At 68.6% G+C, this 12,603-nt stretch carries 14 protein-coding genes; 5 read left to right on the top strand and 9 right to left on the bottom strand.

What is annotated here, in order from left to right:
- The first annotated feature begins 75 nt into the window (after nucleotides 1–75).
- Together FA743_RS02280 and parA are read left to right on the top strand one after the other, a co-directional pair.
- Nucleotides 76–396 (top strand): antibiotic biosynthesis monooxygenase family protein, encoded by a 321-nt coding sequence (locus tag FA743_RS02280; RefSeq protein WP_136884241.1) that lies wholly within the window; start codon nucleotides 76–78, stop codon nucleotides 394–396.
- Between the two features lie 83 nt (nucleotides 397–479).
- Nucleotides 480–1,112: a ParA family partition ATPase gene (gene parA / locus FA743_RS02275; RefSeq protein WP_136884240.1), complete on the top strand. Its 633-nt coding sequence runs from the start codon at nucleotides 480–482 to the stop codon at nucleotides 1,110–1,112.
- A 25-nt stretch (nucleotides 1,113–1,137) separates the two neighbouring features.
- Here parA and FA743_RS02270 read toward each other — a convergent pair whose 3' ends face one another.
- Both FA743_RS02270 and FA743_RS02265 read right to left on the bottom strand, forming a co-directional pair.
- A complete protein-coding gene (locus FA743_RS02270) occupies nucleotides 1,138–1,440 on the bottom strand; it encodes a hypothetical protein (protein ID WP_136884239.1) in 303 nt (100 codons plus the stop codon).
- Between the two features lie 154 nt (nucleotides 1,441–1,594).
- Entirely contained in the window at nucleotides 1,595–1,783 is a 189-nt protein-coding gene (locus FA743_RS02265) for a heavy-metal-associated domain-containing protein (RefSeq protein WP_136884238.1), read from the bottom strand.
- Nucleotides 1,784–1,935: 152 nt separating this feature from the next.
- Between FA743_RS02265 and FA743_RS02260 the strand changes: the two genes are divergently transcribed.
- The 3 genes from FA743_RS02260 (at nucleotide 1,936) to lepA (ending at nucleotide 5,563) form a co-directional block, all read left to right on the top strand.
- A complete protein-coding gene (locus tag FA743_RS02260; RefSeq protein ID WP_136884237.1) occupies nucleotides 1,936–2,859 on the top strand; it encodes a DMT family transporter in 924 nt (307 codons plus the stop codon).
- Nucleotides 2,860–2,989: 130 nt separating this feature from the next.
- Nucleotides 2,990–3,685 (top strand): type 1 glutamine amidotransferase domain-containing protein, encoded by a 696-nt coding sequence (locus FA743_RS02255; RefSeq protein ID WP_136884236.1) that lies wholly within the window; start codon nucleotides 2,990–2,992, stop codon nucleotides 3,683–3,685.
- Between the two features lie 78 nt (nucleotides 3,686–3,763).
- Nucleotides 3,764–5,563 carry a translation elongation factor 4 gene (gene lepA / locus FA743_RS02250; protein ID WP_136884235.1) on the top strand — a complete coding sequence of 600 codons (1,800 nt, stop codon included), beginning with the start codon at nucleotides 3,764–3,766 and terminating at the stop codon, nucleotides 5,561–5,563.
- Between the two features lie 74 nt (nucleotides 5,564–5,637).
- Here lepA and FA743_RS02245 read toward each other — a convergent pair whose 3' ends face one another.
- From FA743_RS02245 to FA743_RS02215, 7 genes are all read right to left on the bottom strand, one after another.
- Nucleotides 5,638–6,027, bottom strand: a complete 390-nt coding sequence (locus FA743_RS02245; protein WP_136884234.1) for a hypothetical protein — start codon at nucleotides 6,025–6,027, stop codon at nucleotides 5,638–5,640.
- A 248-nt stretch (nucleotides 6,028–6,275) separates the two neighbouring features.
- Nucleotides 6,276–6,383 (bottom strand): entericidin A/B family lipoprotein, encoded by a 108-nt coding sequence (locus FA743_RS02240; protein ID WP_136884414.1) that lies wholly within the window; start codon nucleotides 6,381–6,383, stop codon nucleotides 6,276–6,278.
- A 104-nt stretch (nucleotides 6,384–6,487) separates the two neighbouring features.
- Nucleotides 6,488–6,871 carry a D-ribose pyranase gene (gene rbsD / locus FA743_RS02235; protein WP_136884233.1) on the bottom strand — a complete coding sequence of 128 codons (384 nt, stop codon included), beginning with the start codon at nucleotides 6,869–6,871 and terminating at the stop codon, nucleotides 6,488–6,490.
- 10 nt (nucleotides 6,872–6,881) lie between these two features.
- Nucleotides 6,882–8,060: a dipeptidase gene (locus FA743_RS02230; RefSeq protein WP_136884232.1), complete on the bottom strand. Its 1,179-nt coding sequence runs from the start codon at nucleotides 8,058–8,060 to the stop codon at nucleotides 6,882–6,884.
- A gap of 137 nt (nucleotides 8,061–8,197) precedes the next feature.
- On the bottom strand, nucleotides 8,198–10,018 hold the full coding sequence (locus FA743_RS02225; RefSeq protein WP_136884231.1) for a M3 family oligoendopeptidase: 1,821 nt from the start codon (nucleotides 10,016–10,018) through the stop codon (nucleotides 8,198–8,200).
- Nucleotides 10,019–10,160: 142 nt separating this feature from the next.
- Entirely contained in the window at nucleotides 10,161–10,961 is an 801-nt protein-coding gene (locus tag FA743_RS02220) for a GNAT family N-acetyltransferase (RefSeq protein ID WP_136884230.1), read from the bottom strand.
- 66 nt (nucleotides 10,962–11,027) lie between these two features.
- Entirely contained in the window at nucleotides 11,028–12,551 is a 1,524-nt protein-coding gene (locus FA743_RS02215) for a cryptochrome/photolyase family protein (protein WP_136884229.1), read from the bottom strand.
- Nucleotides 12,552–12,603 lie beyond the last annotated feature (52 nt).

Here is a 12,603-nt window from a genome sequence, read left to right as displayed (position 1 = left end):
GACGCATCGCGCTTGCACGGGCCGCGCGCCGCTCTAGGCTGAAGGCCCCAGCCCTGCCTGAAGGAAGGCCAGCCCATGCCCCAGATCACCGCCGCCTTCGACGGCCAGACCGTCATCACCACCTTCGAGGTCACCCCCGGCAGCGCGCAGGACGTGCTGGATCTGCTGACCGCGGCCTGGGCCGAGGTGATCAGCGAGCGCCCCGGCTGCCTGGGCGGCGCGATCCACCTGAACGACGCGCAGACCCGCATCGCCACCTATTCCCAGTGGCGCGACCGCCGCGACTATCAGGGCATGCTGCGCGATCCCGAGATGCGCCGCCGCAACCGCCAGATCCACGAGATGTGCAAAAGCTTCGAGCCGGTGATGTACGAGGTGCAGTCGGTCTATCCCTGAGGCCGATGCTGCAGGCGCAGAAACCCCGTGCAATCGCCCGTGGCGCTGACTAGGCTCGAGCGAATCGGACGGAGGATGGCGGCATGGCGGGGCGGATCATCACGGTGGCCCAGCAGAAGGGCGGCTCGGGCAAGACCACATTGGCGGTGAACCTTGCGGTTTGCCTTCACGCGCGCGGACATTCCGTGGCGCTGGTGGACACCGACCCGCAGGGCAGCATGGGCCGCTGGTTCATCGAGCGGATGACCGCACGGGGCGAGGACGAGGCGCTGGATTTCTCGACCTCCTCGGCCTGGGGGGCCAGCTACGAATCCGAAAAGCTGAAGAAGCGCTTCGATTACGTCATCATCGACACGCCGCCCAAGATCGACAGCGATTTGCGCCCGGCGCTGCGGGTGGCCGATCTGGTGGTGGTGCCGGTGGCGACCAGCCATGTCGATCTGTGGGCGACCGAGGGCGTTCTGGATCTGGCGCGGCGCGAGAAGGCCGAGGTGCTGGTGGTGCTGAACCGCACCCGCCCCCATACCAAGCTGTCGGTCGAGGTGGCGCAGAAGGCCATCGAACTGGGGGCCGAGGTGGCGGCGACGCAGGTGTCGAACCGCGTGGTCTATGCCGAGACCCTGGGCCTGGGCCTGGGCGCGATCGAGCGTCCCAAGGGGCCTGCCACGGCCGAGATGGCCGCGCTGACCGACGAGATCCTGGCCCGGATCGGCTGACCGCCCTTTCAGGCGGTCAACGTCCTTAGCGGCACAGACGCTCGGATTGCGCGGCAAAGTTGCGATAGCGGCGCCAGAAGGCATTGTCGGCATCGGTCTTGGACGTGCGGACCTCTTGCGCGCGATGCGGGTCGCGGAAGAACTGCGCCGCGCGGCGCTGGTCGGACCGCGACAGGGTCTGGTTGGCGACCTGCTGGATGCAGCCGCAGAGCGGCGCATTGCCCCGCGCCCGGTCGGACCTGACGCAGGCGCTGTCGACCGGCCCCGCCATCGCCAGCGGGGTCGTCATGACGATCGCGGCGGCCGCGATGATGAAACGGTTGAGCATGGACTGTCTCCTCGATTGCCTCGGGCCTGCGGCGTGCCGGTTCGTCCGGTCTTGGTCGCTCAGGCGCCTGAGAGTGTCATACCAGCATCGGCGCTTCGGCTCAATCACGCTTGCGGGAACGATCGCACGTCAAGCGTGCAATCATGGCCGCATGTCACGCCACAGGTTGCGCCGGAAACCCCGCCGCGCGCAGCACTGCCTCGGCTTGGGTAGGGTCCAGACCCTCGACCGTGACGCGCTTTTGCGGCAAATCCACTTGCGCCCGGCCTCCGGCCCCGGCAATGGCGGTTTCGATGGCGGCCTTGCAATGGCCGCAGCTCATGTCGGGAACGGAATAGATCATCGGACCTCCACGGATGTGTCTGGGGCGATCATGCGGCGCCCCGCGCGCCGTGGCAAGCGATGCGGGAACATCCGGCGGGGACAGGAAAGCAGGGCGGCGATGAGGGATCAGCAGACCACGGACCGGACCGCCCGCCGTGCGGGACCGCGCCCATGATCGGCGCGGGCCTGACCGACAACGGGCGCGCGGCGCTGTTCATGATCGCCTCGATGGCGATGTTCGCGATCGAGGACGCCTTTCTCAAGACGCTGACGCAGACGATGCCGATCTGGCAGATGCTGGTGATCGTCGGCGCGGTCTCGACCGTGATCTTCGGGCTGCGCCTGCGGCTGCGCGGGCAGCGGCTGTGGACGCGGGGGCTGGGCCATCCGATGGTCCTTCTGCGCAATCTGGGCGAGATCGTGGGCGCGGTCACCTTCGTCACCGCGCTGGCCTTGGGGGATCTGTCCGCGACCTCGGCCATCCTGCAGGTGCTGCCGCTGACGCTGGTGCTGGGGGCGGCGCTGTTTCTGGGCGAGGCGGTGGGCTGGCGGCGATGGGCCTCGGTCGGGGTGGGGTTCGCGGGGGTGCTGCTGATCCTGCGCCCCGGCACGGCGGCCTTCGATCCGGCGATGCTCTGGGCCTGCGCGGGGGTGGCGGGGCTGACGCTGCGCGATCTGGCGACGCGGCGCATCCCTGCGGGCGTGGCCTCGGACCAGCTGTCGGGATCGGCCTACGGGGCGATCACCGTGGCGGGGCTGGTGCTGGGACTGGCGACGGGGCCGAGACCGGTGATGCCGGATCTCGTGCAGGCGGGCCTTCTGGCGGGGACGGTGGTCTTCGGCGTCCTGGGCTATGCCACGCTGGTCGCCGCCTCGCGTTTGGGCGAGGCCTCGGTCGTGGCGCCCTTCCGCTATGCCAGGCTGGGATTCGCCCTGCTGGTCGCGGCGGTGGTCTTTGGCGAGCGGCCCGACCTGCCGATGCTGGCCGGATCGGGGCTGATCGCGCTGGCGGGCGGCTATGCGATGTGGCGCGAGGCCCGCAAGCCGCGCCGCCCCGCCCCGGTCGACGGGCTGATCCGCCCCGGCCCCAACTGAGCCCCCCCAGCCAATCTGGTGACGCTGCGGCAGGGGAACCGGGGCCGGGCGCCGATCATTGACGCGGTGACAGAGGGCGCGCCACCCGGGCGCGACCCTCGCGTTTCCCCATTCCCCAAGGAGGCATCCCATGCCCAAGGCCCTGATCATCCTCACCTCGCACGACCGCTTGGGCGACACCGGCACGCCCACCGGCTTCTACTGGGAGGAACTCGCCGCCCCCTACTGGATCCTGTCGGATGCCGGCTGGCAGGTCGAACTGGCCAGCGTGCAGGGCGGCAACCCGCCCGCCGATCCCTCCTCGGCCACCGACGAGACGATGACCGACGAGGTCCGCCGCTTCATGGCCGATGACGCCGCGATGAACCGTCTGGCCCATACCGAGAAGCTGGACGAGATCGACGTGTCGGGCTGCGACATCGTCTATCTGCCCGGCGGCCACGGCACCATGTGGGACCTGCCCGAGTCGCAGGCCCTGGGCCAGCTGCTGGCGACGGCCTGGGACAAGGGCGCGGTGATCGGCGCGGTCTGCCACGGCCCGGCGGGGCTCTTGTCGGCACGCCTGCCCTCGGGCAAGCCGCTGGTCGACGGGCGCCGCGTCGCGGGCTTCACCAACAGCGAGGAAGAGGCCGCGGGCCTCACCGACACCGTGCCCTTCCTGCTCGAGGATCAGCTGAAGGCGCAGGGCGCGCGCCACGAGAAGGGTCCCGACTGGCAGCCCTTCGCGCTGGCCGACGGGCGGCTGGTGACGGGCCAGAACCCTGCCTCCTCGGCCGAGGTGGCGCGGCTGATGCTGCAGGCCGCCGATCAGCCCGCCATGCGCTGACCGGGCAGGCCGCGACCAAACGCACGGGCGCCGCGAAACCCTCTTTTCGCGGCGCCTTTCGCCCTGTATAGCCCGGCCATGACCGACCTTTCCCTCATCCGCAATTTCTCGATCGTGGCGCATATCGACCACGGAAAATCCACCTTGGCCGACCGGCTGATCCAGTCCACGGGCACTGTCGCGGATCGCGACATGAAGGCCCAGATGCTGGACAGCATGGATATCGAGCGCGAGCGGGGGATCACCATCAAGGCCAACACGGTCCGGATCGCCTATCCGGCCAAGGACGGCCAGACCTATGTGCTGAACCTGATCGACACGCCCGGCCATGTGGACTTCGCCTACGAGGTCAGCCGGTCGATGCGCGCGGTCGAGGGGTCGCTGCTGGTCGTGGACGCCACGCAGGGGGTCGAGGCGCAGACGCTGGCCAATGTCTATCAGGCCATCGACGCGGGCCACGAGATCGTCCCGGTCCTGAACAAGATCGACCTGCCCGCCGCCGAGCCCGACCGCGTGAAGGCGCAGATCGAGGATGTGATCGGCATCGACGCCGCCGACGCCATCGCGATCAGCGCCAAGACCGGCCTCGGGATCCCCGACGTGCTGGAGGCGATCGTCACCCGCCTTCCCGCCCCCAAGGGCGACCGCGACGCGCCCTTGAAGGCGATGCTGGTCGACAGCTGGTATGACGCCTATCTGGGCGTCGTCGTGATGATCCGCGTCATGGACGGGGTGATCCGCAAGGGCGACCAGATCAAAATGATGCAGACGGGCGCCTCGCACCGCATCGACAAGCTGTCGGTCCTGACGCCCGCCATGGTCGACATCCCGGAACTGGGCCCGGGAGAGATCGGCGTCTTCACCGGCTCGATCAAGCAGGTCCGCGACACCCGCGTGGGCGACACGATCACCCATGAGAAACGCGCCTGCACCACGGCGCTGCCCGGCTTCAAGCCTGCGCAGCCGGTGGTCTTCTGCGGCCTCTTTCCGGTCGACGCCAACGATTTCGAACCCCTGCGCGACGCGATCGAGAAACTGGCCCTGAACGACGCCAGCTTCTCGAGCGAGATGGAGACCTCGGCCGCGCTCGGCTTCGGCTTCCGCTGCGGCTTCCTGGGCCTCCTGCACCTCGAGGTCATCCGCGACCGTCTGGAACGCGAATACGATCTGGACCTGATCACCACCGCCCCCTCGGTCGTCTTCCGCCTGCACATGCGCGACGGCGAGGTGAAGGAGCTGCACAACCCCGCAGACATGCCCGACCTGTCGCTGGTCGATCATATCGAGGAGCCGCGCATCAAGGCCACGATCATGGTCCCCGACGACTATCTGGGCGACGTGCTGAAGCTGTGCCAGGACCGCCGCGGCATCCAGCTGGACCTGACCTATGCCGGCGCCCGCGCCATGGTCGTCTATGACCTGCCGCTGGCCGAGGTGGTCTTCGACTTCTACGACCGGCTGAAATCGGTGACCAAGGGCTATGCCAGCTTCGACTATCAGATCAGCGAATACCGCGAGGATTTCCTGGTCAAGATGTCGATCCTGGTGAATGACGAGCCCGTCGACGCCCTGTCGATTATGGTCCATCGCGACCGCGCCGAGGCGCGGGGCCGGGTCATGGTGGAGAAGCTGAAAGAGCTGATCCCCCGGCACATGTTCAAGATCCCGATCCAGGCCGCCATCGGCGCCCGCGTGATCGCGCGCGAGACCCTGTCCGCCATGCGCAAGGACGTCACCGCCAAATGCTATGGCGGCGACGCGACGCGCAAGAAGAAGCTGCTGGAAAAGCAGAAGGCCGGCAAGAAGAAGATGCGCCAGTTCGGCAAGGTCGAGATCCCTCAGACCGCTTTCATTCAGGCATTGAAGATGGACAGCTGATCGGGCCTCGGACAAGGGCCGCGCCGGCTAGGCGCGATCCCTTGTCCGGCCCTGACGATCTGCCGCGCGTGACCTCACTCCCGCCACAGTGGCACGATCACCCGGCAATGCCCCGACACCGCCGCGCCGACCGAGATCGCGCCATCCTGCGGTCCCCCGCCGAATTGCGACAGCCCGGCACCCTCGGCCCGATCGGCCGGGTCCAGCGTGAAGAGGATCCCCGCGCCGGCCTCGCGCGGCTTGGGGCTGGCGCGCCACAGCCGGGTGCCGACCGGCTGGTTCAGCACCCGCTGCGCATAATCGCCCGCCGCGCACCAGTAATCCGTATCCGACCGCCCCGAGCGGAAGGCGACCGCGATCCCGGTCGGACCGGCCTGCGCGACCTCCATCCCGTTGCGGGCCGTGAAGGCCGCCGCCGGCAGCGGCAGCATCAGCATCAGCAAGACGATCAGCAAGGCGCGCATGTCGACCTCCTCCGGTCTCCGGGGTCCCGTGCAGAATGATCCCATCCAAGGGCAGGATATTCAATCGCGACGATCCCGCAGGGCACTGCCTGACGGTAAACAATTCCTGAACCGACCGTCCGCACCCTGTGCACGCCCTGTGTCGCCCCTGTGCCACGACGGTGCAGTCCCGGTGCGCCTGCCGCCGGACAGAAAAAAGCCCCCCGGCAGCGCGCTGCGGAGGGCTTTCGCTGACGGTCAGCAGGGGATCACATCCCGGACTGAACCTCGGCGCTCTCTTGCTGCACGACCGCCCCAGCGGTGGAAATGTCGCGCCCGGCGCCTTGCACGGTCTCGCAGGCAGCCAGCGTCATCATCGCCAGAACGGCGCTCAGGCCCAGGATCTTCTTTTGCACGGTACATTCTCCTTGTGGGTAACCATCTGACCTTGCAACGCAATCCTTCGCCATCGGTTCCCAGATTAAAAGGCGACCCCCGCATATAGGCAGATATTGGCATAGGGCGTGAATTCGCCCGTGCGCACCACCGCCCGCGCCTCTGCCATCCCGGCCTTCAGCGCGTCATGCGGCATCAGCGCGACGGCCCCGATCTGCCGCGCCCGGAAACGCCCTGCCAGATCCGCCCCCGCCTCTTCGGCCAAGGCCGAGCGTTCCACCACCATCTCGGCCAGCACCGCGTCCAGGACATCGAAAACCCCGGGAATTCCGCGCGTGACCGCCAGATCGACGACGCGCACCCCGCGCGGCACCGGCAGCCCGGCATCCCCGATGACCAGCAGATCCCCATGCCCCATCGCGGCCACCAGCCTCGACAGCTCGGCATTCAACAGCACGCTGCGCTTCATTCGATGTCCCTCATGCGTCCGGAAGCATCTCGGCCAGATAGCGCATCATGTTGCCGCCCATGACCTTGGCGATCTGCGCCTCGTCCAGACCCTGATCCAGCAGCGCCTGCGTCAGCGCCGGCAGATGTGCCGCATCGAAGGGCACGTCCACCGACCCGTCCCAGTCCGAGCCGAGCGAGACGTGATCCTCGCCCGCCACCTCGATCGCGGCAACGATCGCCCTGGCCACATCGGCGGGCGTGGTGCCGCAGACGACATCCGACCAGAAGCCGATGCCGATAATTCCCCCGGCCCCGGCGATGCGCGCCACCAGTTCGTCGGGCAGGTTGCGCGGGCTGGGGCAATGGCTGGCGATGCCGGTATGGGACAGCACGGGCCGCGTGCCGGGCAAAGCCAGCACATCCTCGACCATCTGCGGGGCGGCATGGGTCACGTCGATGATCATGCCCCGCGCGACCATCGCCTGCACCACCTCTCGTCCGAATTTCGACAAGCCGTCGCCGCTGCCGCCCTCGCCATGCAGGCTGCCGCCCAACTCGTTGTCGAAGAAATGCGTCAGCCCCATCAGCCGGAACCCGGCATCGTAGAGCACGTCCAAGTTGGCCGGATCCCCCTCCAGCGGATGCCCGCCCTCGGACCCCAGCAGGGCGCCCAGAACCTGCTCGCCCGCCGCCCGCCGGGCCAGCAGATCCTGCAGATCCCCGCGCGAGCGAATGATCATCAGCCGGTCGGGCGCCCTGTCGGCGGCCCGCTGCAGCGCCTCGGCCTGCACCAGCGCCCGCTCGCGCAACGAGCCCCACGCCCGCACCGGCCGCAGCTGGCCGATGAACAGCGGGGTGATGTTGTCGCCCGCCGCCGTGCTGTTCTGGTCATAATTCTGCCCGCGCGGGCTTTTCGTCACGGTGGTGAAGACCTGCAGCGCCATATTGCCCTCCAGCAGGCGCGGCACATCCGCATGGCCCCGGTCGACCCGCCGCAGTAGGTCGCGATCCCAAAGGAGCGCATCCGAATGCCAGTCCCCGATCACCAGCCGGTCATGCAGCGCCTGGGCCCGGGGCCCGACCGGCCAGCCCTCGGCGGGCATGGTGACCGGGTTCATGTCGCGCTCCACATAGCCCGGGGCGATCATCAGAAACGCCGCGACCGCTGCCACGACCAGCGCCCCCACCCCAAGACCGATCCGCTTCATCGCCTCTCCCCTGCGCCCGAGGACGCGACGCTGCTCAGGCCCGCCGCGCCCCCCCTGCATTGGTCCTCAAATATCCGCGGGGGTGCGGGGGCGGCAGCCCCCGTGGGCCAGGCGCACCGCTCCATGCCCCCCGAGGATCACGCCTCCAGCGCCTCCAGCTCGTCGATGAAGCCCTCGATCATCGACAGGCCCTTGTCCCAGAAGGCCGGGTCCGAGGCGTCCAGCCCGAAGGGGGCCAGCAGCGTGCTGTGATGCTGCGATCCGCCGGCCTTCAGCAGCGCGAAGTACTTTTCCTGGAACTCGGGCAGCCCGTCCTCGTAGGCGGCATAGAGCGCGTTCACCAGCCCGTCGCCGAAGGCATAGGCATAGACGTAGAAGGGCGAATGCACGAAATGCGGGACATAGGTCCAGAAGGTCTCATAGCCCGGCATGTACTCGAAGACCGGGCCCAGGCTTTCGTGCTGGACCTCCATCCACAGCGCGTTGATGGCGTCGGGGGTCAGCTCTCCCTCGGCGCGGGCGGCGTGCAGGCGGCATTCAAAGTCATAGAAGGCGATCTGGCGCACGACGGTGTTGATCATGTCCTCGACCTTGCCGGCCAGCAGGGCCTTCCGCTGCGCCGGATCGGTCGTCTTCGCCAGCAGCGCGCGGAAGGTCAGCATCTCGCCGAAGACCGAGGCCGTCTCGGCCAGCGTCAGGGGCGTCGAGGCCAGAAGTTCCCCCTGCTCTGCCGCCAGCCGCTGGTGGACGCCGTGGCCCAGCTCATGCGCCAGGGTCATCACGTCGCGCGGTTTGCCCAAGTAGTTCAGCAGGATATAGGGATGCGCGGTGGTCACGGTCGGATGGGCGAAGGCGCCGGGCGCCTTGCCGGGCTTGACGGCGGCGTCGATCCAGCCGCGATCGAAGAAGGGTTCGGCCAGCGCGGCCAGTTCAGGCGAGAAGCCCGCATAGGCGTCCAGCACCGTCGCGCGCGCCTCGGGCCAGTCGATGCTGCGGGGCGTCTCGGTGGGCAGGGGCGCGTTGCGGTCCCAGACCTGCAGCTTGTCCAGCCCCAGCCATTTGGCCTTGAGCGCATAATAGCGGTGCGAGAGGCGCGGATAGGCCTTGGTCACGGCATCACGCAGCGCCTCGACCACCTCGGGCTCGACATGGTTGGACAGGTGGCGGCCATGCTGGGGGCTGGGCATCTTGCGCCACCTGTCCTCGATGGCCTTCTCCTTGGCGAGCGTATTGTGGACGCGCGCGAAGAGGCCGACATTGGCGGTGAAGACCTTGGCCAGCGCCCGGGCGCCCGCCTCGCGACGCGCGCGGTCGTGGTCGGTCAGGAGGTTCAGCGTCGCCTCCAGCCCCAGGGTTTCGCCACCCACCTCGAAGCTCAGCCCGGCCATCGTCTCGTCGAAGAGCCGGTTCCAGGCGGCGGCGCCCACGACCGAGGTGTCGTGCAGGAACTGCTCCAGCTCGTCGGAGAGCTGATGGGGGCGCATCGCGCGCATCCGGTCGAAGACCGGCTTGTAGCGGACGGGCCCGTCTGAGGCCGCGAAGACCGAACTGTAGATTTCATCGGGGATGCGGTTGAATTCCAACCCGAAGAAGACCAGCGGCGTGGTCAGGTCGGTGATCTTCGCCTGCAGGTCGCCCATCTGCTTGGCGCGCAACGGATCGGTTGTGTTCTGGTAATAGCGCAGGCCCACATAGGACATGATCCGCCCCGCCAGGATGTCGATCTGCTGATAGGTCTCGATGCAGGCCAGCATCGCTGCGGGCGAGAGGTCGGCCAGCTTGCCCTGATACGCGGCGGCGAAGGACCGGACCATGGTGCCGAGCCGGTCGATATCGGCGGCCAGTTCCGGGCTGTCGGGCGCGGGATAGAGGTCGGCCAGGTCCCATTCCGGGAGGGCGCCGAAATCGCCCTGCGCCATGTTGGCCTCTGCGGCGTCGAATACCATCTGGGTCGGCATGATCGGTCCTTTCTGTCGGTTGGTCCCGATGTGGAGGCTGGGGCGGCCGGGTGCAAGGCTGCGCGGGGTGGCGAGGGTGGCGGGGGGCGCTGCCCCCATCGCGTTCCGCGATCCCCCCGGGATATTTTCGCCAAGATGAATGTCAGAGCTCGTGGAAGGCCGGGGCGTGGGTGATCCGTGAGCCGGGGGGCAGCGCGCCATGGATCTGCAGGGCAGGGCCAGACCAAGGGGAGGCGAGATCGGCGGGGAGGAAGCCGCAGCCGGCGTAGAGGCCGGGATCGCCGAGGGCGACGACCGGGCGGTCGCCGGCGGCGGCGAGGGCGGCGGCGGTCAGGGCCCGGCCCAGACCGCGGCGCTGCAGGGCGGGGTGGACGGCAATCGGCGTCAAGGCCAGGGCGGGCCGGTCCGCCTGCAGGGGCGAGAGGGCGACATGGGCGATGGGCACGCCTTCGGCATGGGCCAGCAGCGAGACGGCCAGATCGCCATCGGCCCGCAGGCGGCGCAGCAGGCGCGCCTCGTCGGGGCGGCCGAAGGCGAGGGTCAGCAGGCGGTCCAGCGCCTCGTGGTCGCCGGGGGCCTCGGAGCGGATCAGGGGCTGCACCTCGTGGCGGTGGAAGTCGCGGGTGAGGGCGCGGCTGGCTTGGCCCCAGGGGCTGGCCGTGGTGCGGGTCTGGTGGGCGGCGAAGGCCGCGTCATCGGCGAACAGCTCGGTCAGGGTCCAGACCATCGGGTCCTCGGACTGTTCGACATCAAAGCGCAGGCAGCCCGGCTCGGCGCGGCTGAGGGCCCGGTGGTCGGGCAGCAGGTCCAGCGCCGTCAGCATCTGGGACATGTCGGTGCAGATGAGGCGCCCGTGGAGCGCCACCAGGGGCCGGGCCAGCGGGACCGGGCGGCCCGAGACATCTGCCGGGGCAGGGTGGTGGTGGCCGCAGGCGCAACTCATCGGGGATCCTTCCGGTCGGGTCGCCCGCAGCATCGGCGGTGCGGCGCGGGACGTCAAGCGGTCGGCTCAGACCGGCTCGCCCGCATCCAGGCGCTGCAGGAAATCCGCCGCTTCGGCCCGGATCGTCCGGCGCCGGTCGTCCTCCATGCGGTCCCAGGTGCCGTAGACCCGGCCGATGCGGGGATTGGCCTCGAACCGGTCGCGGTGGCGGGCGAGAAAGTCCCAATAGAGCAGGTTGAAGGGACAAGCGTCCGGGCCGGTCTTGGCCGCGACCTTGTAGGCGCAGCCCTTGCAGTAATCCGACATCTTGTTGATGTAGTTGCCGGAACTGACATAGGGCTTGGAGCCCACCACGCCGCCATCGGCGAACTGGCTCATGCCGATGACATTGGGCGCCTCGACCCATTCATAGGCGTCTAGATAGACCTCGAGATACCATTCATGCACCTGATGGGGATCGCAGCCCGCCAGCAGGGCGAAATTGCCGGTCACCATCAGGCGCTGGATGTGATGGGCATAGGCATGCTCGCGCGTCTGGCCGACCGCATGGGCCAGGCAGTTCATCTTTGTGGGCGCCCCCCAGTAGAGCGGCGGCAGGTCGCGGTGATGGCCAAGCGCATTGCGCGCGGTGTAATCCGGGCCTTCGAGGAAGTAGATGCCGCGCATGTATTCGCGCCAGCCGATGATCTGGCGGATGAAGCCCTCGGCCGAGTTCAGGCGCACGCGGCCCTTGGCATAGGCATCGGCGGCGGCCTGGCAGACCTCCAGCGGCGACAGCAGGCCTGCGTTGATATAGGGCGACAGGATCGAATGGTTCAGGAAGGGATCGTCCTGCAGCATCGCGTCCTGGGTGGGGCCGAACTCGTCCAGCGCATGGGCGATGAAATGGTCCAGCACCTGCAGGGCGCCGTCGCGGTCGGTGGCGAAGGTGAAGGGGCGCAGCCGGCCGAAATTCTCGGGAAAGCGGGCCTCGACCAGATCGAGCACCTGGGCGGTGATGTCGTCGGGGTCGAACCGGGGCGGCCTGGCGCGTAACAGGTCGGCTTGGGCGGGCTTGCGGTTGTCGTGGTCGTAGTTCCACTTGCCGCCCTCGGGCTGGTCGCCCTCCATCAGCAGCCCGGTCTTGCGGCGCATCTCGCGATAGAACCACTCCATCCGCAATTCCTTGCGGCCCTCGGCCCAGGCCTCGAACTCGGCATGGCTGGCCAGGAAGCGGTCGTCGGGCAGTTGGCGCAGGGGGATGGGCAGATCGTCCAGCGCGGAGATCAGGCGCCATTCGCCGGGCTGGGTGGCGAAGACCTCGGAGGCGCCATGCTCGGCCGCGCGGCGCAGCAGTTCCGAGGGGATGGACTGGCCGTTGTCGGGATCGTCCAGCGCGGTGTAGGCGACGGTCAGCCCCTCGGCGCGCAGCGCATGGGCGAACTTGCGCATCGCGGCGAAGAGGAAGGCGATCTTCTTGGGGTGGTGGCGGACATAGCTGGCCTCAGACATCACCTCGGCCATGACGATCACGTCACCGGGGCGGGCCTCGCGCAGGGCGGACAGGTCGCGGGACAGCTGGTCGCCCAGCACAAGGATCAGACGCGGCATGGGGCACCCCCGAAGACGACAGGACGCACAGGGTGCCCCGCGCGGTCCCGTT

The organism is Paracoccus gahaiensis, from assembly GCF_005048225.1.
GTDB classification, from domain to species: Bacteria; Pseudomonadota; Alphaproteobacteria; order Rhodobacterales; family Rhodobacteraceae; genus Paracoccus; species Paracoccus gahaiensis.
The sequence above is the reverse complement of the archived record's forward strand: the minus strand, read 5'-3'. Positions and strand labels throughout refer to the sequence as shown.

Bases quoted from the DNA above. Each gene is read 5' to 3' on its own strand.
- FA743_RS02260 (WP_136884237.1), top strand. From the start codon at position 1,936: ATGATCGGCGCGGGCCTGACCGACAACGGGCGCGCGGCGCTGTTCATG.
- FA743_RS02265 (WP_136884238.1), bottom strand. From the start codon at position 1,783: ATGATCTATTCCGTTCCCGACATGAGCTGCGGCCATTGCAAGGCCGCC.
- rbsD (WP_136884233.1), bottom strand. From the start codon at position 6,871: ATGAAGCGCAGCGTGCTGTTGAATGCCGAGCTGTCGAGGCTGGTGGCC.
- FA743_RS02255 (WP_136884236.1), top strand. From the start codon at position 2,990: ATGCCCAAGGCCCTGATCATCCTCACCTCGCACGACCGCTTGGGCGAC.
- FA743_RS02280 (WP_136884241.1), top strand. From the start codon at position 76: ATGCCCCAGATCACCGCCGCCTTCGACGGCCAGACCGTCATCACCACC.
- FA743_RS02230 (WP_136884232.1), bottom strand. From the start codon at position 8,060: ATGAAGCGGATCGGTCTTGGGGTGGGGGCGCTGGTCGTGGCAGCGGTC.
- FA743_RS02270 (WP_136884239.1), bottom strand. From the start codon at position 1,440: ATGCTCAACCGTTTCATCATCGCGGCCGCCGCGATCGTCATGACGACC.
- FA743_RS02245 (WP_136884234.1), bottom strand. From the start codon at position 6,027: ATGCGCGCCTTGCTGATCGTCTTGCTGATGCTGATGCTGCCGCTGCCG.
- FA743_RS02240 (WP_136884414.1), bottom strand. From the start codon at position 6,383: ATGATGACGCTGGCTGCCTGCGAGACCGTGCAAGGCGCCGGGCGCGAC.
- FA743_RS02220 (WP_136884230.1), bottom strand. From the start codon at position 10,961: ATGAGTTGCGCCTGCGGCCACCACCACCCTGCCCCGGCAGATGTCTCG.
- FA743_RS02225 (WP_136884231.1), bottom strand. From the start codon at position 10,018: ATGCCGACCCAGATGGTATTCGACGCCGCAGAGGCCAACATGGCGCAG.
- parA (WP_136884240.1), top strand. From the start codon at position 480: ATGGCGGGGCGGATCATCACGGTGGCCCAGCAGAAGGGCGGCTCGGGC.
- FA743_RS02215 (WP_136884229.1), bottom strand. From the start codon at position 12,551: ATGCCGCGTCTGATCCTTGTGCTGGGCGACCAGCTGTCCCGCGACCTG.
- lepA (WP_136884235.1), top strand. From the start codon at position 3,764: ATGACCGACCTTTCCCTCATCCGCAATTTCTCGATCGTGGCGCATATC.